Below are 16,822 nucleotides of genomic sequence, written 5' to 3'. Positions count from 1 at the left end.
GATGATGTTGACAGTCCGCCCCGCCGCCAGCAGGCTCACGCATACCGATTCAGCACTCCCGTCACACGGGTTCCGCCACCGAGGGAGCGTCGCATGGACGAGCCGACCGGCAGCATCGTCGCGCTGACCGCGGCCGGGGTCACCGTGCTCGCCGACGCGACCGCCCCCGGCCTCCCGGTGATCGCCTACTGGGGTCCCGCGCTGCCGCGCCTCGACGCGTTCCAGGCGGTCGAACTGCTGCGGGCCACCGATCTCGTGCAGGGCACCAACAACATCGCCGCCCGCCCGCGCGTCTCGCCGCTCCCGTCGCACGCCACCGGCTGGACCGGGCGTCCCGGGCTGAGCGGTTCGGCGTCGGGCATCGGGTGGTCACCCTCCTTCCAAGTCAAGACCCTTTCCCTGTACGCCGGGGAAGAGCGCGATGTGTCCCCGGGCCGGGACGAGCTCACGTTCGTCTCGAGCGGGCCGGCGCGCCTTCTGGTAAGGGCGGTTGACGACGAAGAACGGCTCGGGCTGGAGCTCGAACTGGAACTGCTCGACAGCGGGCTGCTGCGCGCTCGCGCCCTCGTCGAGAACCTCGTGCCCGGGGCGTACGAAATCAATGATCTTGTTTTGTCCTTCCCGGTGCCGGCCGGGGCGACCGAGCTGCTCGACTTCGCCGGGCGGCACAACCTCGAACGGGTGCCGCAGCGCACCACGCTCGGAACCGGCGTCCACCTGCGCGAGAACCGGAAGGGACGGACCGGTGCGGACAGCGCCTACGTGCTGCACGCGGGCACGCCGGGGTTCGGCTTCGCGGACGGGAGCATCTGGGCGGTGCACACGGCCTGGAGCGGCAATCACACCCACTACGCCGAGCGGGTGTTCACCGGCGAGCAGCTGATCGGCGGCGGGGAACTGCTCCTGCCGGGCGAGGTGCGACTCGGGCCGGGCGAGACCTATCGGAGCCCCTGGATCTACGCCGCGTACGGGCGAGGGCTGGACGAGATAGCGCGGCGCTTCCACCGGCATCTGCGGGCCCGGCCGCGCCCGGTGGACACGCGGCGGCCGGTCACGCTCAACGTCTGGGAGGCGGTCTACTTCGATCACGACCTCGACCGCCTGATCGCCCTGGCCGAGCGGGCCGCGAGCGTCGGCGTCGAACGGTTCGTGCTCGACGACGGCTGGTTCGGCTCACGGCGCGACGACACCTCCGGGCTCGGCGACTGGGTGGTCTCGCCGGATGTGTGGCCGGACGGGCTGCATCCGCTGGTCGACCGGGTCAAGCGGCTCGGCATGCAGTTCGGGCTGTGGTTCGAGCCCGAGATGGTCAACCCCGACTCCGACCTGGCCCGCGCACACCCCGACTGGATCATGGCGGCGCGCGCGTCGTGGCCGATCGAGTCCCGCCACCAGCAGGTGCTCAACCTCGGGATCCCGGAGGCGTTCGAGCACGTCCGGGGCCAGATCCTCGCGGTGCTCGGCGAGTACGACATCGACTACGTCAAGTGGGACCACAACCGCGATCTGATCGAGGCCGGCAACCAGCTCGACCACGGGCGGCCCGGCGTGCACGAGCAGACCCTCGCCTTCTACCGGCTGCTCGACGAGATCCGTGCGGCCCACCCGGCACTGGAGATCGAGTCCTGCTCGTCCGGCGGCGCCCGCGTCGACCTCGGCGTGCTCGAACGCGCCGACCGGGTCTGGGTCTCCGACAACATCGACCCGCACGACCGGCAGGCGATGCTGCGCTGGACCACCCAGCTGATCCCGCCCGAGCTGATGGGCTCGCACATCGCCTCCGACCGGTCGCACACGACCGGTCGCCGTCACTCGGTCGGCTTCCGGGCGGGCACGGCGGTCTTCGGGCACCTCGGGATCGAATGGGATCTCACCCACGCCACCGACGCCCAGCTGGCGGAGCTGGGCGAATGGGTGGCGTTCTTCAAGGAGCAGCGCGGCCTGCTGTTCGGCGGCGACGTCGTGCGCATGGACGGATACGACGACCGCGTCCTCGTGCACGGGGTGGTCACTCCCGACCGGTCCCGGGCCCTGTTCGCGATGGTGACCCTGGACAGCCCCTATCCCGATCCGCCGGTCCGGCTGCGGCTACGCGGGCTGACGCCGGATCGGCTCTACCGGATCCGGCCCGTGCGGCCGGTCGGCAAGGCGCCGGGCTGGTGGCAGACCGGCGCGGTCCTCAGCGGCGCCGCGCTCGAACACGTCGGGCTCGCCTGCCCGCGCGTGCATCCGGACCAGGTGGTGCTCTACCGCGCCGACCCGCACGGCTGAGGAGACACGATGGCCGTCGACATCCCCACCCGCCGGCGGGCGAAGCCCAAGGACGACACGAGGCTCGCGCTGCTGTTCATCGCCCCCGCCCTGCTCGGCTTCCTGGTCTTCATGATCTGGCCGGCGCTGCGCGGCATCTACCTGAGCTTCACGAAGTTCAACCTGCTCACGCCCCCGTCGTTCACCGGGTTCGACAACTACGTACGGATGGTCCAGGACCCGGTGTTCTGGAACGCACTCAAGGTGACCGTCTACTACGTCGCGGTCAACATCGCCGTGCAGACCGTGGTGGCCCTGGTCATCGCGGTGCTGATGCAGCGGCTGACCAGGCGCACCTGGCTGCGCGGCATCGTGCTGACGCCGTACCTGGTGTCGAACGTGGTCGCGGCGCTCGTCTTCCTGTGGATCCTCGACTACCAGCTCGGCATCGCGAACAAGCTGATCGCGGCGACCGGACTCGACCGGATCGCGTTCCTCACCGACAGCACCTGGGTGATTCCGACCATCGCGCTCATCAACGTGTGGCGGCACGTCGGCTACACGGCACTGCTGATCTTCGCGGGCCTGCAAACCATTCCCGAGACGCTGTACGAGGCCGCGCGCGTCGACGGCGCCGGCGAGATCACGATGTTCCGGCGGATCACCGTCCCCCTGCTCCGGCCGATCATGGCGCTGGTCCTGATCATCACCGTGGTCGGATCGTTCCAGGTCTTCGACACCGTCGCGATCACCACCCGCGGCGGCCCGGTCGACTCGTCCCGGGTGCTGCAGTACTACATCTACGACATGGCGTTCGGGCGCTTCCAGTTCGGCTACGCGTCGGCCATGTCGGTCGCGCTGCTGATCGTGCTAGTCGTGATCACGTTCGTGCAGTACCGGCTCACCCGCGCCTCGTCGTCGGACCTGGCCTGAGGGGGCGGCGTGCCGATTCCCCGCCGTCATCGCCCGCGACGCTCAGCACCCGACGGCACCCCCGCGCCCGCCGCCAACCCAGCGGCCAACGGCAGCCCCGCGCCCGCCGGCAACCCCGCGCCCGCCGGCACGCCCGCGCGCGACGGCCGTCCCGTGCCCGGCGGCACGCCCGCGCCCGCCGCCGCCCCAGGGCACGCCGCCGCCCCAGGGCACGCCGGCAGCCCCGCGCCCCTTGCCGCGCCCGCCCGCCGGCTGAGCTTCGGCCGTACGGTCGCCTGGGTCTTTGTGGTCCTGGTGATCCTGGTTTCGCTGTTCCCGTTCTACTGGATGCTGCGCACGGCGCTGTCCAGCAACAACGCTCTCTACGCGGGCGGCGACAGCCTGCTGCCGGTGCAGTTCTCGTGGGGCGGTTTCGCGCGCGTCTTCGGCCTGCAGACCGGCCAGGAGGCGATCGACGCCGGCGGCGCCGGTCAGCCGATCGAGTTCTGGCATTACCTGCTCAACTCGGTCATCGTCTCGACCCTGGTCACCGCCGGGCAGGTGTTCTTCTCGGCGATGGCCGCCTACGCCTTCGCCCGGCTGCACTGGCGGCACCGGGAGAAGGTCTTCGCGTTCTTCCTGGCCGGCCTGATGATCCCGGTGATCTTCACGCTGCTGCCGAACTTCGTGCTGATCAAACAGCTCGGCCTGGTCGACACCCTGCTCGGGATCGCACTGCCGAACATGCTGATGACGCCGTTCGCCGTCTTCTTCCTGCGGCAGTTCTTCCTCGGGATCTCCCGCGAGGTCGAGGAGGCCGCCCTGGTCGAGGGCGCGAGCAAGACCCGCGTGTTCTTCCGGCTGATCCTGCCGATGTCGGCGGCGCCGATCGCGACCCTGTCGATCCTGACCTACATCACGTCATGGAATGACTATTTCTGGCCGCTGATGGTCAGTTATACAGACCGATCGCGGGTGCTCACCGTCGCGCTCGGCGTCTTCAAGTCGCAGACCCCGCAGACCGGCCCCGACTGGTCCGGCCTGATGGCCGCCACCCTGGTCGCCGCGCTGCCGATGCTCATCCTGTTCTGCTTCTTCGCCCGCCGGATCGTCAACTCGATCGGATTCAGTGGTGTCAAATGAAACGCCTGGCAATCCTGCTGACCATTTTCCTGGTCGCCGGCTGCGGCTGGAGCGGCTCGGACGCCACCGGCCGCGGCGGCAAGGGAACGATCGAGTACTGGCTGTGGGACTCCGCCCAGGAGCCCGGCTACCAGAAGTGCGCCGACGCGTTCGCCGCCCAGAACCCCGGCCTCACCATCCACATCTCCCAGTACGGCTGGGACGTCTACTGGCAGAAGCTGACCGCCGGCTTCATCGCCGGCACCGCGCCCGATGTCTTCACCGATCACCTGGCCAAGTTCGCTCAGTTCGCCGACCTGAAGGTCCTCCGGCCGCTCGACTCGCTCGGCCCGACCAGCGACCTGAACGACGGCGACTACCAGGCGGGACTGGCCCAGCTGTGGAAGGGTCAGGACGGCAATCGGTATGGCTCCCCCAAGGACTGGGACACGATCGCCCTCTTCTACAACCCGGCATCACTCTCCGCCGCCGGCGTCGACCCCTCGACCCTGTCCGACCTGACCTGGAATCCGATCGACGGCGGCACCTTCGAGAAGACCGTCGCTCACCTGACCGTCGACGTCAACGGCGTCCGCGGCGACCAGCCCGGCTTCGACAAGACCCACGTCAAGCGGTACGGCTTCGGCTCGGACGGCGGCGGTGGCGGCTGGGGCCAGACCCAGTGGTCCGCCTTCACCGGCAGTGCCGGCTGGCAGGCCACCGACCGGAACCCGTGGGGCACGCACTTCAACCTGGACCAGCCGGCCTTCCAGCAGACCCTGAGCTGGTACTTCGGCCTGGTCCGCAAGGGCTACATGCCGACGTTCCAGGAGATCGGCGGCAACAACCCGATCGGCCCCGACAAACAGATCCAGTCCGGCATGGCCGCCATGGCCCTGAGCGGCTCGTGGATGCTCTCCACCTTCAGCAACCTCACCGACGCCGCCGGCAAGAAGCTGAACATCGGCATTGCGCCCACCCCGATCGGCCCCACCGGCAAGCGCGCGTCCATGTTCAACGGCCTGGCCGACTCGATCACCACGCTCTCGAAGCAGCCCGAGAACGCCGCCAACTGGGTCAGGTTCCTCTCCGGCGCCGACTGCCAGAACATCATCGGCCGCTCCGGCGTGGTCTTCCCCGCCCGCCCCGAGGGCACCCAGCTGGCGATCGACTTCAACCGCGACTCCCGCCGGCTCGACGTGACCCCCTTCACCGACCAGGTCACCCAGAAGACGACGTTCCTGTTCCCGGTGACCACCAACGCCGCCGACATAACGGCCCTGATGATCCCGAGAATGGACGCCGTCTACCTCGGCGACGCCCCCGTCTCGTCCCTGACCACCCTGAACGACCAACTGAACCGGCTCTTCGAGGTCGCCCGATAGCAAACGGCCGGCCACCCGCGGGGGTGGTCGGCCGCTCGAGGGTCCGACGGGTCAGGCGCGCAGGGGCTTGAGGGCCTCGGCGACCTTGCGCAGCTCGGAGAGCATGGCGTCCGCGGCCGTCTGGGTGGTCTCGGACGGGTCGAAGCGGCCGTCGACGATCTGGCTGTGCACGAACGGGATGTTCACCTGCTGGCTGATCGTGAACAGGTTCAGCGCGTAGGAGGCCGCGTGCAGGGCCATCGCCGAGCGGGTGCCGGCCGAGACGCCGCCGTAGCTGACGACGCTGGCGGGCTTGTAGCGCCACTCGTGGTGGAGGTAGTCGAGGGCGTTCTTGACCGCCGCACCGAGCGAGTAGTTGTACTCGGGGATCACGAAGACGATGGCGTCGGCGGCGGCGACCTTCTCGCTCCAGCGCTTGGTGTGGTCGTGCTGGTAGTTGCTCAGCCGCGGGTGGTGCGGCTCGTCGAGCAGCGGGAGGTTCTCCTCGGCCAGGTCGGCGACGGTCACCTGGAAGCCGCCGTGCGCCTTCGCGGCCTCGACGAACCACTGCGAGACGGGCAGGCCGACACGGCCGGGGCGGGTGCTCGCGACGACGACCAGCAGATTCAGGTCACTCACGGAGGGAGTCCGTTCTTACTCGGGGGAAAGTTGCTTGGGCAAACAATAACCTGCCCCCGGTCATTCCACACCGGCTGTGGCATGTGTCGCGGTCTCAGTCCGGACGCGTGCCGCGGGCGTTGACCTCGATCGCGTCGATGATCCGGCCCCAGAGCGGGATCGGCAGGTCGTGCCCCATGCCGGGGATCAGAAGGAGCTCGGAGCCGGGGATCGCCGCCGCGGTGGCCTCGCCGCCGGCCATCGGGATCAGCGGGTCGGCCTCGCCGTGGATGACCACGACCGGGACAGCGACGTCGCGCAACCGCTCGGTGCGGTCGGGCGAGGCGACGATCGCCGCGTACTGCCGGAGGGTGCCGGCCGGGCGGTAGCCGCGGTCGTACTTCGCGGCGACGCGGCGCTCGATGTCGGCGCGCGGCGTCGGGTAGGCCGGCGAGCCGACCACCCGCGCGGCGTCGACGCCGGCCGCGATCGCCCCGGCCCGGTCGGCGGCCGGCGGGCGCAGCAGCACGGCCTGCGCCTCGGGGGTCGGCCGGCCCACGCGGGGGCCGGGGGTCGACATGATCGAGGCGAGGCTGGCGACCACGTCGGGGTGGTCGATCGTGAGCTGCTGGGCGATCATGCCGCCCATCGACGCGCCGACGATGTGGGCGCGATCGATTCCCAGGGCCTTGAGCAGGTCTGCGGCATCCGCCGCCAGATCCGAGAGGAGGTACGCGACGGACGACGCGTCCCCGCCGAAGATGGCGCCGATGTCGGGCAGGCCGAGATCGTCGAGGGCCGTGGACAGCCCGGAGTCGCGGTTGTCGAAGAGGATGACGTGGAAGCCGCGCCCGGCGAGCTGCTCGACGAACCCGGCCGGCCAGTCGATCAGCTGCGCGCCGAGGCCCATGACCAGCAGCAGCGGCGGATCGGCCGGGTCGCCGACGGTCTCGTACCAGATGTCGATCCCGTTCGCACGCACCTCGGCCACGCCCCTCATCCTCCCGGTGCCGATCGGCGCCACGCAAGAGCGTCAGCGGATGCCCCGGAGCGTGCGGCGACCGGCCAGCACCGCGACCCCGGAGAGCAGGACGAACGTCAGCAGCGCGGTGCCGATCAGGCTCAGCGGCCGGGGCAGCCCGGGCAGCGGGAAGGCCGGCGGGTCGAGCCCGGCCAGCGGCAGAGCCCAGCCGGTCAGGCGCCAGCCGAGCAGCGCGATCGCGGTCCCGGCCACGACCGCGGCGCCGACCAGCACCGGGTACGTCCACAGCGTCGCCCGGAGCACGGCCACCCGGGGCAGCCCCTGGGCGCGCAGGGCGGACAGGTCCTCGATGCGGCGGGACCGGTCGACCCCGGCCGCCAGCACCAGGGCGCCCGCGGCGAGCGCGGCGGCCAGCACCGCGACCAGGGCGTAGAACCACAGCGCCAGCGCCGGGCCCTGCCGGTCGAGGCCGGCGCGCACCTGGGCGGCCCGCGTGTCGCGGGTGACGACCAGGCCGGCCGACCGCAGGCGCTCGAGGATTCCGGCCGGCGCCCGCGGCGAGAGCCACACCTGAGGGTCGGCGCTGGGCGCGGCGTCGGTGGCGAACCGGTCGGCGTACTCGAGATCGGCCAGCACCGCCGGCGAGCCGACGCCGGGGATCGCCGGCAGGCGCAGCACCTCCGCCACCGGCAGGGCGCGCCCGTCGAGGCCGGCCACGTTCGAGCTGACCACCGGGCCGGCGACCGCCACCGGCAGCGGGGTCGGGACGTCCGCCGGCTGCACGAACACGCCACCGGAATCGCCGTCGATCGCCGTGACCTCCATGCGGAGGCCGCCGGCCCCGGCCGACAGCGTGCCGCCGTCGGAGATCCGCCAGCGGGCGGCCGTGGCCAGGTCGCCGGCCGCCAGCCCGGCGGGCGATTCGGGATCGGCCGCGGTCGCGCCGACGGCGTGCAGGGTGACCACGCCGGTCACGCCCGACGCACCCTGGCGGCCGGCCAGGTTGACGGCCTTGAGATCGCACCCCGCGGCGCAGGCGGGCAGGTCGGCGACGTACTTGTGCCGGCCCGGAGCCAGCTCCCCCAGCTCGGCCGTCTCGTCGGCCGGACCGGCCGACGGCGACAGCACCGCCGACACCAGCAGCGACTTGCCGGCGACGAGCTTCTCGGCGGTGATGTCGAACGACAGCCGAGCGCCGCGCACCGAGGCGGGCGAGCCGGCGGCCGGGCGCAGCGCGGTGGCCACCTTCGAGGGATCGAAGCCACCCCAGTCCGCGACCGCGGCGGCCCGCGCCGAGTCGACGGCCAGCACACCGGGACGGCCCTTCTCGGCGGGCAGCCGAACGGCCGCCATCGCGTACGACCCGGACGGGTCGGCGGCGCGTACGGCCGCGAGCAGGCCCTGCCGGCTGACCGGGCCGACCGACACGACCCGGGCGGCGCCGACGCCGACGCCCGACTGCACGGCCCGCCCGCGGTCGCCGACATCGACCGCGCTCGACGCGTACGCGATGACCGAGACCGCGGCCGTGAGAAGGGCGAACAAGCGTGCCCCACCCGGACGCCGGGAAATCTGGAAGGCGGCCAGCGCGGCACCCAGCCGGCCGTCACGCAACTGGCGGCGGGCGAAGACGGTCGCCCACGGAAGCAGCAACCGCGCCGCGACCAGAGCGGCCGCGACCAGCACCAGACCGGTGGCGAAGGTGCCGATTCCGGTCAGGCCGCCGTCGGTGATCGCGAGCTGCGCCACCGCGACCGCCGCGAGCAGCACCACGACGGCCTCGGCGGCGATCGCGGTCGCGGCGCGCGGGGCGGGCGGCACCCGGCGCAGCAGCTCGGCGACCGGGCGGCCGAGCTGACGACGCTCGGCGAGCAGCGCGGTGACCAGGGCGGCGACGGCCGCGGCGGGCGCCCAGCGCAGCGCCTCGAGGCCCGGATCGGCGCCCACCCCGGGGAAACGCCAGGCCGCGAACGCATCGACCAGCAGCTGACCGGCGACGCAGCCGAGGAGGGCGCCGGCCAGGATCGCGACCAGGTTCTCGCCGGTGGCCAGCCACCAGCGCTGACCCCAGCGGGCGCCGCGCAGCGCCACGACGGCCAGTTCGGGACGGCGTCCCTCGGTGCCGTAGCCGACGGCCAGGTAGATGGTGAGGCAGGCGAGCAGCACCAGGCAGACGGCGAGCACCGGCACGATGCGGTGGGCGGCGTCGCGGCCGGCGTCGATGCGGGCGAGCATGCCCGGCAGGTCGGTGTCGAGGTCGATGCCGGCGCCGAGCCCGGCGACCCGCTGCTGCAGGGTGGCCAGCCCGGCGCGCACGGCGGGCAACTTGTCGACCGCGAGCGCGCCGGGCGAGGCCGTGCCGTCGACGCTGAGCGCGATGGGGCCGTGGTCCATGGCGTTGATCGAGGCGTTGGTGACGAAGGCCGGTTCGCCGGGCCGCCCGCCGGTGTCGCCGCCGAAGTAGTTGTGCGACCCCCAGTACGGCTCACCCGGGTCGGTCGGCCGGTAGACGCCGGAGACCAGAAACCGTTTGGGTGCGCCGTCGGGGACGAAGATGCGCAGTTTGCTGTTCCAGAACGCGAACCGCAGGTGGATCTCGTCGCCCGGCGCCAGGTGCAGGCGCTGTGCGGTCGCCACGCCGATGACCAGGTCGGACTCGCCGATCAGGCAGCGGCCGGCGGCCATCGTGAGGTGGGCGCAGGCATCCTGGCGGTAGACGAGCCGGGTGCGGATCAGCTCGGAGGGCTCGATCCCGAGGGTCGGGTATTCACCCGCGTACGTGTAGTCGAAGCCGGGCAGATCGAGCAGCGACGACCCGGTCTTGCCGAGGTCGACGTCGGCGGCGAGCACGTCGGGGCGGGAGCGGCCCTCGCGGTGGTCGTGCTGGCGGGCGTTGAGGGTGAGGCTGCGCGAGGCGGGATCGGCCGTGCCGACCTCGCCGGCGGCGACGGCCCGGTCGGCGGCGCGCAGGTAGGCGGGCGCGGCCACGGCGGCGGCCACCCCGAACAGCGTGAGCAGGGCGAGCGTGACGGCCTGGCCACGCCGGGCCCAGACCATCGCGAGAACGAGACCGATCATCGGACCCGCCGCCGGGTGGCGACCAGCGCGGTGGCGCCGAGGACGACGAGCCCGGCCCCGGCGGTGAGGGCCAGGACGCCGGGCGGGAGCACGCCGGGCGGCTCGAGGATCCGCCAGTGGTCGGGGAACGGCGTGGCGGTGATCGCGGCGACCGGACGGGCGACCAGGGCCGCGATCAGGCCGCCGGCCACCCCGGCCAGTACGAGCCCGGCCGTGCCCGCCCGGCCGGTGAACGCGGCCGTGCCGCGGGAGAGACCCTGCATGCGCAGCGCGGCCACCATCGCCTCCCTCGGCTCGCGTTCGGCGGCCACCGAGACGCCGATCATCGCGGCCGCGACCAGAACGGCGATCGCGGTGGTGAGGATGCCGAACGGCTCGGTGACGAACCGGCCCTCCTCGCCGAGCGCGGTGGCGCGGGCGGCGGCGGTGCGGTCGGCGGTGACGGTCAGGCCGGCCGCGCGCAGGGCGGCGAGCACCGAGGCGGGCGCATTGTCGGCGAGCCAGACCTGGAACGTTCCCCCCAGGTCGGCGTCGCCGGCGAGCCGCCGGGCCGCGTCGAGGTCGGTGACTATTCCCGTACGCCCCAGCACGGGCAGCACGCCGGCGGTGGCGACGACGCGCACCGGCGTGGCCGTGCCGCCGAACCGGCCGGACATGGCGTCGTCGAAACGCCACTGTTCCGGGCGTTTCCCGGCCAGCACGATCGGCAACGGCACAGGCGCGTCGGCGACCCGCACCTCGCTGCCGGACCGCGCGTCGGCCTCGACCGTGAGACCGCGGGCCGAGGTGGCGAACCGGGGCGCGATCCCGAGGTAGTCGGCGTGCCAGAGGCTCACGTCGCCGAGGAGGCCGGCGTCCAGCACGGTCGCGGCCGGCGACCGCTGACCGACCGAGGTGATGGTGAGCCCGCCCGCGGCCGGGAACAGCTGCCAGCCGACGAACCGGCAGCCGGGCGCGACCGCGCAGGCCGGCACGGCGGCGGTCACCTCCTGGGCGCCCGGCCGCAGCCCGCGGAACTCCACCCGCAGCCCGTCGCCGGTGCCCTCGTGCCGCAGGATCGCGCCGAGCAGGGCCGGCCCGGCGGTGTCCCGGGTCAGCCGCACGGTCAGCGTCCGCCCGGTGATCAGCGGGGTGTCGCCGATCGCGCGGGCGGCCGCGGCGAGGGGGGCGAAATCGGAGCCGTGGGTGGCCACGGCGGCCAGGCGCGACGAGTCGACCGCCAGCACCGGCGGGTCGGCCGCCGTGTCGACGACCACGGCCATCGCCTGGCGGCCACCCGGATCCGCTTCTCTCACCGCCGCCAGCAGGTGGGTGCGCGAGTCGGCCCGGACGGTCAGCACCCGGGCCGCGCCGAGCTCGACGTCGGCGCGGGCGACCCGCTCCTGGCGAGCCGCGGACAGGCCGCCGGCGGTCAGGGCGAGCAGGGCGACCGCCACCACCAGCAGCGCGAGCACCCGGTCGGTGCCGGGCTGCCGGGACACCTGCACCGCGGTCAGGCCGAGCCGCACCCGGCCGGCCCGGATCGCGGCGCCGCCGGCCCGGTCGGTGACCCAGCGCAGCAGCCGGGCCAGCAGCAGGCCGACGGCCAGCGCGACCAGGGCGGGAGCGGCCACGCCGAGGCCACTGGTCGGGCCGCCGGTGCGGGCCTGATAGACCGCGCCGGCGGCGAGCAGCAGGAACGCCAGGTCGACGAAGCGGGACCGCCAGTCGCGGCGGAGGCTGGGCACCCGGCGGAGCAGGGCGATGACCGGCGCGCGGTGGGCCAGCGCGTCGGTGCCGGTCAGCACGAGCAGGCCGCCCGCCGCCACGGCCAGCACCGCGCCGACCGACATCACCAGCGCGATCCACCACTCGGCGCGTACCGGCAGGTCGCCGGCGACCAGCCAGGCGGCGGCGATGCCGATCGGCAGGCCGATCGCGGCGCCCAGCAGCAGCGGCGGCACGTGCTGGCCGGCGGTCAGGCGCATCAGGCCGCCGCGGGTGGCGCCGCGCAGCTTGAGCAGGCCCGCGTCCTCCCGGCGGTCGCGGCCGGTGAGCCGGCCGGCCATGGCCAGCGCGAACCAGGCCAGCACCAGCAGCTGGGCGAGCGCGACCAGGACGCCGGTGAGCACCGTGCGCCGGTCGGCGATGACCGCGTCGGACAGGTCGCCGGTCGGGTTCTCCAGGTCGAGCTGGGCCGCCGCGAACCGCGGGGCGGCCGCGTTGAGCACGCCGTTGAGGTCGTACAGGTTGTCGCCGCGCAGCAGCGGGAACGGCACGGGCAGCGAGACGGCCAGGGTGGGCTTGCCCAGCTCGGGCAGCCGGAACGTGTCGAGCGGGGTGAAGACGGGGTCGAGGTCCCCCTGGGACTGGAACAGCTTGTCCGTCCAGTAGTCGCCGGCGGCCACGTAGACGCCGACGACGTGCAGCTCCATCGTCCCGTACGCGCCGTCGGGGCGTACCGGAAATGTGTCGCCTGGCTTGAGTTGCAGGCGCTTGGCGACGTCCGCGCTGATCGCCACGGTCGACGGGGCCGACGGGCAGGCGCCGGTCAGGTGCACGTTGGCGCAGAAGCCGTCGCGGTAGGCGATCGGCATGCCGGACGGCGCGCTGCCGTGCCGGACGTCGGTGTAGACGGTGTTCTGGGTCAGGCCGAGAATCGGGGTCGAACCCCGCAGCGTCAGCAGCCCCTGCACCCGCGCGGCCAGCGCGTCCAGGGCCTTGCGGGGATCGCCGCCGGTGTCGGCCGGCGGCTGATGCACGTTGATCACTCGCTCGGCGGCCGGGCGGGCCTCCACCTCGGCCCCGGCGGCCCGGGACGCGACGGTCAGGCCGTACCAGGGCCCGGACGCCGCGGCGATCGCGGCCAGCGTCGCGAGCAGGGTGAGCAGCGCGGCCTGCGTGGTGCGGCGCCGCACCGCGCCCCAGCTCACGAAGTACATCCGGCCCGCTCCCCCGTCTCATCGCGGCCCGTGGTGATCGAGTTGTGCCGCTCGGGCGGCAGCGTACAACCGCATCGTCCGCGCCGTCTCCCCGGAGACCCCGCCATGATCGGCCGGAGATCCCTTAAGTTGTGAGGCATGAGTGTGCGCTTCGGGGTGTTCGTGCCGCAGGGCTGGAAGATGGACCTGAACGAGATCGCCGACCCGGTCGAGCAGTACGAGGCCATGACCGAGGTGGCCCGGGCCGCCGACGCCGGCCCGTGGGACTCGATCTGGCTCTACGACCATTTCCACACCGTCCCGAAACCGACGATGAACACGACCTTCGAGTGCTGGACCGCGTCGGCCACGCTCGCCCGCGACACCAGTCGCGTCAACATCGGGCAGATGGTCGGCTGCAACGGCTATCGGCAGCCCTCGCTGTACGCGAAAATCGCGTCCACGGTGGACGTCGCCAGTCACGGCCGTCTTTACGCCGGCCTCGGAGCCGGCTGGTACGAGCACGAGTGGCGCGCCTACGGTTACGAATGGCCCGAGGTGCCGCAGCGGATGGGCGCCTTCCGCGAGGCGGTGGAAATCGTTCACAAGATGTGGACCGAGGACAAGCCGGTCTTCTCCGGAAAGCACTACCACATCGACGCCCCCATCAACCAGCCGCGGCGCAAGCCCCAGTTCTGGCTGGGCGGGGGCGGCGAGAAGGTGACGCTCAAGCTGGTCGCGAAATACGCGGACGGCAGCAACATCGGCAACGGCGACGCCGCCCTGATCCGCCAGAAGCTGGCCGTTCTCCGCGCCCACTGCGACACCGTCGGCCGCGATTACTCCACGATCGCCAAATCGACGACCATCGAGGTGAATCCGGCCTGGTCCACGGCCGAAACGCAGTCCCGCGTCGAGCAGGTGGTCGAGGCCGGCTGCGACTACGTCATTTTCTACATTCCACGCCTGGCGTACGACCACGAACCGTTGCACCGTTTCGCGGCCGACCTCATTCCGCAATTCTCCTGAGAGGGGCCGAGCCGGTAATGGCGGTCAAGGGCGTGGTGCGGGAATGGCACGACGACGAGGGATGGGGCGTCGTCGACGCGCCGGAGGTGCCCGGCGGTTGCTGGGCGAGCTTCGCCCACGTGGCCGTCGCCGGCTACCGCACTCTGCGCCCGGGCCAGGCCGTGGCGCTCGAGTGGGAGGCGGCCGACCAGGACGGCTACGCCCATCGAGCGCTGCGGGTCTGGCCCTGGGACGCCGAACCCGTCGCGCCCGAGGCGCCCGAGCGCGGCGGCGGGGCGTACAGCAGCAATTTGACCTTGAATTTCGACCCACCACCCCCGGCCTGACCCATGCGCTCGCGGAAGTACCGCATCGTCACGACGGTCGAGCGGCTCAACAACCGCCTGACCCGCTTCGCCCTGCGCAAGGGCATCGCTCCCCGGGCGTTCGCCCTGCTGGAGACGACCGGCCGGCGCACCGGGCTCCCGCGGCACACACCGGTCGGCAACGGAAGCGCCGGCGACACCTTCTGGTTGATCGCCGCACACGGAACCCAGGCCGACTTCGTCCGCAACATTCAGGCCCATCCCGCCGTACGCGTGAAAGTCGGCCCCACGTGGCGTACCGGCACCGCGGTGGTGCTTCCCGATGACGACGCGGCCGCCCGCTCGCGAACCCTGCCCTACCAATGGGATGCGGCGCTGGGCAGGATGATGGCGTCGAGCCCGCTGACCATCCGCATCGACCTCGACCGGAACGGCTGAGTTCCGCTCCATCCAGGCGTCCGATTACCGCCAGAAACGCGCCCGGCCAAGCTTCCGGCGGCTAGACGTCCGAACAGGATCTGCTGCTCCACCGGATGGGCAGAACGCCACACCGCGGTCACCCGACCGGGTGACGACCTCGGAAATCGGCTCCCGCCCCACGGCCCGGCAGCAAGATCCAGGGTGTCCGAGGGGAGACTTCGTCATGGCCATCACGCCCAAGCGCCGGCACCTGGTCGCAGCTCTGACGGCCTGCGCCATCGCCGCCGTCAACGTTCCGGCCGGCGCGGCCGTGGCCCGTACGCCGGACAAGGCCGGCCTGACGGCGGCCCAGCGAACCGTGCTGCTGGACGCGACCCGCCGGTTCCGCGACGTCAAGCAGGCGATCAGGGCCGGCTACCTGCCCACCAAGGAGTGCGTGCCGGGAATGGGCTTCCACTACGCGAAGCCGGCGCTGGCCGCCGACACGAACATCGACCCGACCCTGCCGGAAGTGCTGGTCTACAACCGAGCCCCCGGCGGGACGATGCGCCTGTCCGCGCTCGAGTACTTCCGGGCCGACGCCGACCAGAACCTCAAGACCGACGAGGACCGGCCCACTCTGTTCGGCCAGCCGTTCAACGGCCCGATGAACGGCCACCCGCTGCCGCCCGGCCAGCCGCCCATGCCCATCCACTACGACCTGCACGTGTGGCTCTACCAGCCCAACCCCAGCGGCGTACTCGCCACCGACAATCCGGACGTCGACTGCCGATAGGCAACGCCTCAGGCCGCCGTCGCCGAGGCCCGCGGCCGTACGCTCGGGGCGTGATGGGCTCCGACTGGTTTCTTCTCGGTGCGCCGTGGGACTGCTCGGGCACGGGCCGGGGCGAGGCGCGGGCACCTCGAGCGCTGCGGGAGGCCGGCCTCGCCGCACGCGTCGGCGTCGATCTGGGCGACGCGGCCACGGTCATCTCCAGCCGCCGCCGCGACGAGGAGACGGGCGTCCGGGCGTTGCCCGACACCATCGCCGCCGCGCACGCCCTCGCGTCCGCGTTGGGCAGCGGCAGGCGCGAGCATCCCGAGCGGCGGCCGCTTGTCATCGGCGGCGACTGCAGCCTCCTCCTCGGCGTCTTCGCCCATACCCGCCAGGCCCTCGGCGACGTCGGGCTGTGGCTGGTCGACGGCCATCCCGACTATTTCGATGCCCATGCCTCGGACACCGGCGAAACCGCCGACCTGGAACTCGCCGTGCTCACCGGCGTGGGGCCGCCGAGCCTGACCGGCCTGGGAAAAGCGGGACCGATGGTTGCGGCCCGGCACGCCGCCCTGATCGGGCACCGCACAGCCGGCCTCGACCCCGCGTCGGCGGCGGAGCTGGCCCGAGTGCCCGCCGACCTCCTCACGATCGACTCTCCCGCCGTGATCGGCGACCCGCACGGCGCGGGACGCCGGGCGGCGGCCTGGGCCGAACGGTTGCGCGTGCCGATGTGGCTCCACGTCGACGTCGACGTCCTCGACCCGTCGATCATGCCGGCGGTGACCTACCCGCAGAGCGACGGCCCGGACATCGACCAGCTCGCCGCCGTGCTGACCCCGCTCACGGCCGCACCGAACCTGCTCGGTGTCAGCATCGCCGACTTCCGCCCCGACCTCGACCCCGACGGCCGCCTCGCCAAACGATTGGTCACCCTGCTCGACCAGACACTTTGACGCCGGCCCACGTCAGCGGCCGGGTGAAGAGCCGCGGCGGGGGCACGCCCGTTGCCGGCGCGGGCCCGGCCGACCACGGCAAGAGAAAAGAGAAAAGGCCCGGACCCCCTCGGTCCGGGCCTCTCCAACCCC

General features: G+C 72.6%; 13 protein-coding genes. 9 read left to right on the top strand and 4 right to left on the bottom strand.

All coding sequences use genetic code 11. From position 1 onward, the window contains the following. Positions 1-93: 93 nt before the first annotated feature. The 4 genes from A3CQ_RS0138210 to A3CQ_RS0138195 are packed head-to-tail and all read left to right on the top strand — an operon-like array spanning position 94 to position 5,669. On the top strand, positions 94-2,271 hold the full coding sequence (locus A3CQ_RS0138210) for an alpha-galactosidase (protein ID WP_020516246.1): 2,178 nt from the start codon (positions 94-96) through the stop codon (positions 2,269-2,271). Positions 2,272-2,280: 9 nt separating this feature from the next. After that, complete coding sequence (locus tag A3CQ_RS60290) at positions 2,281-3,183, top strand: carbohydrate ABC transporter permease (RefSeq protein WP_020516245.1); 903 nt, start codon at positions 2,281-2,283, stop codon at positions 3,181-3,183. A 9-nt stretch (positions 3,184-3,192) separates the two neighbouring features. Continuing rightward, complete coding sequence (locus A3CQ_RS0138200) at positions 3,193-4,305, top strand: carbohydrate ABC transporter permease (protein ID WP_211216755.1); 1,113 nt, start codon at positions 3,193-3,195, stop codon at positions 4,303-4,305. Further along, positions 4,302-5,669 (top strand): ABC transporter substrate-binding protein, encoded by a 1,368-nt coding sequence (locus tag A3CQ_RS0138195; protein ID WP_020516243.1) that lies wholly within the window; start codon positions 4,302-4,304, stop codon positions 5,667-5,669. The genes A3CQ_RS0138200 and A3CQ_RS0138195 overlap by 4 nt, the downstream gene beginning before the upstream one ends. Positions 5,670-5,720: 51 nt before the next feature. Here A3CQ_RS0138195 and A3CQ_RS0138190 read toward each other — a convergent pair whose 3' ends face one another. The 4 genes from A3CQ_RS0138190 to A3CQ_RS0138175 all read right to left on the bottom strand — a co-directional run bounded on the left by A3CQ_RS0138190 (position 5,721) and on the right by A3CQ_RS0138175 (position 13,247). Next, positions 5,721-6,287 carry an NADPH-dependent FMN reductase gene (locus A3CQ_RS0138190; RefSeq protein WP_020516242.1) on the bottom strand — a complete coding sequence of 189 codons (567 nt, stop codon included), beginning with the start codon at positions 6,285-6,287 and terminating at the stop codon, positions 5,721-5,723. Positions 6,288-6,381: 94 nt separating this feature from the next. Then, positions 6,382-7,266: an alpha/beta fold hydrolase gene (locus A3CQ_RS0138185; RefSeq protein ID WP_211216754.1), complete on the bottom strand. Its 885-nt coding sequence runs from the start codon at positions 7,264-7,266 to the stop codon at positions 6,382-6,384. 33 nt (positions 7,267-7,299) lie between these two features. After that, the gene (locus A3CQ_RS0138180; RefSeq protein WP_020516240.1) at positions 7,300-10,326 is read right to left on the bottom strand and encodes an FtsX-like permease family protein; all 3,027 of its coding nucleotides are present in this window, start codon (positions 10,324-10,326) and stop codon (positions 7,300-7,302) included. Continuing rightward, positions 10,323-13,247 (bottom strand): FtsX-like permease family protein, encoded by a 2,925-nt coding sequence (locus A3CQ_RS0138175; RefSeq protein WP_020516239.1) that lies wholly within the window; start codon positions 13,245-13,247, stop codon positions 10,323-10,325. The genes A3CQ_RS0138180 and A3CQ_RS0138175 overlap by 4 nt, the downstream gene beginning before the upstream one ends. Positions 13,248-13,385: 138 nt before the next feature. Between A3CQ_RS0138175 and A3CQ_RS0138170 the strand changes: the two genes are divergently transcribed. The 5 genes from A3CQ_RS0138170 (at position 13,386) to A3CQ_RS0138150 (ending at position 16,690) form a co-directional block, all read left to right on the top strand. Beyond that, the gene (locus A3CQ_RS0138170) at positions 13,386-14,255 is read left to right on the top strand and encodes an LLM class F420-dependent oxidoreductase (protein WP_020516238.1); all 870 of its coding nucleotides are present in this window, start codon (positions 13,386-13,388) and stop codon (positions 14,253-14,255) included. A 17-nt stretch (positions 14,256-14,272) separates the two neighbouring features. Beyond that, a complete protein-coding gene (locus A3CQ_RS0138165; protein WP_020516237.1) occupies positions 14,273-14,581 on the top strand; it encodes a hypothetical protein in 309 nt (102 codons plus the stop codon). Between the two features lie 3 nt (positions 14,582-14,584). Then, positions 14,585-14,998 (top strand): nitroreductase/quinone reductase family protein, encoded by a 414-nt coding sequence (locus tag A3CQ_RS0138160; protein WP_020516236.1) that lies wholly within the window; start codon positions 14,585-14,587, stop codon positions 14,996-14,998. A gap of 205 nt (positions 14,999-15,203) precedes the next feature. After that, positions 15,204-15,755: a hypothetical protein gene (locus tag A3CQ_RS0138155; protein WP_020516235.1), complete on the top strand. Its 552-nt coding sequence runs from the start codon at positions 15,204-15,206 to the stop codon at positions 15,753-15,755. A 53-nt stretch (positions 15,756-15,808) separates the two neighbouring features. After that, positions 15,809-16,690: an arginase family protein gene (locus A3CQ_RS0138150; protein ID WP_020516234.1), complete on the top strand. Its 882-nt coding sequence runs from the start codon at positions 15,809-15,811 to the stop codon at positions 16,688-16,690. Positions 16,691-16,822: the final 132 nt, after the last annotated feature.

The organism is Paractinoplanes globisporus DSM 43857, assembly GCF_000379645.1.
Classification (GTDB): Bacteria; Actinomycetota; Actinomycetes; order Mycobacteriales; family Micromonosporaceae; genus Actinoplanes; species Actinoplanes globisporus.
Note: the sequence above shows the minus strand (reverse complement) of the source record. Positions and strands in the feature narration are given on the sequence as shown.

Excerpts from the sequence above, each read along its gene's own strand:
- A3CQ_RS0138210 (WP_020516246.1), top strand. The coding sequence starts at position 94 with ATGGACGAGCCGACCGGCAGCATCGTCGCGCTGACCGCGGCCGGGGTC.
- A3CQ_RS60290 (WP_020516245.1), top strand. The coding sequence starts at position 2,281 with ATGGCCGTCGACATCCCCACCCGCCGGCGGGCGAAGCCCAAGGACGAC.
- A3CQ_RS0138195 (WP_020516243.1), top strand. The coding sequence starts at position 4,302 with ATGAAACGCCTGGCAATCCTGCTGACCATTTTCCTGGTCGCCGGCTGC.
- A3CQ_RS0138185 (WP_211216754.1), bottom strand. The coding sequence starts at position 7,266 with ATGAGGGGCGTGGCCGAGGTGCGTGCGAACGGGATCGACATCTGGTAC.
- A3CQ_RS0138180 (WP_020516240.1), bottom strand. The coding sequence starts at position 10,326 with ATGATCGGTCTCGTTCTCGCGATGGTCTGGGCCCGGCGTGGCCAGGCC.
- A3CQ_RS0138175 (WP_020516239.1), bottom strand. The coding sequence starts at position 13,247 with ATGTACTTCGTGAGCTGGGGCGCGGTGCGGCGCCGCACCACGCAGGCC.
- A3CQ_RS0138170 (WP_020516238.1), top strand. The coding sequence starts at position 13,386 with ATGAGTGTGCGCTTCGGGGTGTTCGTGCCGCAGGGCTGGAAGATGGAC.
- A3CQ_RS0138165 (WP_020516237.1), top strand. The coding sequence starts at position 14,273 with ATGGCGGTCAAGGGCGTGGTGCGGGAATGGCACGACGACGAGGGATGG.
- A3CQ_RS0138160 (WP_020516236.1), top strand. The coding sequence starts at position 14,585 with ATGCGCTCGCGGAAGTACCGCATCGTCACGACGGTCGAGCGGCTCAAC.
- A3CQ_RS0138155 (WP_020516235.1), top strand. The coding sequence starts at position 15,204 with ATGGCCATCACGCCCAAGCGCCGGCACCTGGTCGCAGCTCTGACGGCC.
- A3CQ_RS0138150 (WP_020516234.1), top strand. The coding sequence starts at position 15,809 with ATGGGCTCCGACTGGTTTCTTCTCGGTGCGCCGTGGGACTGCTCGGGC.